This is a genomic window from Gilvimarinus sp. 1_MG-2023 (assembly GCF_030548285.1).
Window position 1 is genome coordinate 1 of the sequence record NZ_JAUOSC010001782.1, and the last position, 234, is coordinate 234.

The 234-nt window shown below is 51.7% G+C and carries 1 protein-coding gene; it reads right to left on the bottom strand.

Annotated elements, in window-relative coordinates; translation table 11 throughout:
* Nucleotides 1-234, bottom strand: a 234-nt coding sequence (locus Q4563_RS22830; protein ID WP_303606176.1) for a MazG nucleotide pyrophosphohydrolase domain-containing protein, incomplete at both ends; no start/stop codon positions are given.

Below are 234 nucleotides of genomic sequence, written 5' to 3' on the forward strand. Positions count from 1 at the left end.
CTGATATCCACTTCCTGTGGGGCAAGCCCAGCCTCCCGTTCACTCTCCAGGGTCCCTTCAGGAAACACATGAGGATGGCGACGGATCAGTTTGGCCACCAGGCGGTCGATAATGCTAGCAAGGGAAAAATACTGTTTTTCAACCCCTAACTGCCCGTAAAAAATCACCTGAAACAACAAATCACCCAGCTCTTCTTCAAGGTGTGGCCAGTCCTGACGTTCAATGGCATCGGCT